Below are 236 nucleotides of genomic sequence, written 5' to 3' on the forward strand. Positions count from 1 at the left end.
GGCTAAAAGCTTCGCCAGAATGGTCGCCAAAATGGCGCTGCAATCTGCCGCTAGCAACGTCTTCAGCAGCCTTGCCGGTGCTGGCCTCTCCACTGCGATCGGTAGCGCGTTCGGCGGTGGTGCAGCTCCGGCATCGCTTGGCAGCACTGCGGCCGGCTATACCTCCCAGTACTTTGACAGTGGGGGCTGGACGGGGCCCGGCGGCAAGATGGAGCCCAAAGGTATTGTTCATGGTG

At 62.3% G+C, this 236-nt stretch carries 1 protein-coding gene; it reads left to right on the forward strand.

Going from position 1 to position 236, the window contains the following annotated elements:
* Window positions 1–31: 31 nt before the first annotated feature.
* Window positions 32–236: hypothetical protein (locus tag KZZ04_RS20805; protein ID WP_219424121.1), on the forward strand; the 205-nt coding region annotated here is incomplete at its 3' end.

The sequence above is a fragment of the Pseudoalteromonas sp. CR1 genome, assembly GCF_019392235.1.
GTDB lineage: Bacteria > Pseudomonadota > Gammaproteobacteria > Enterobacterales > Alteromonadaceae > Pseudoalteromonas.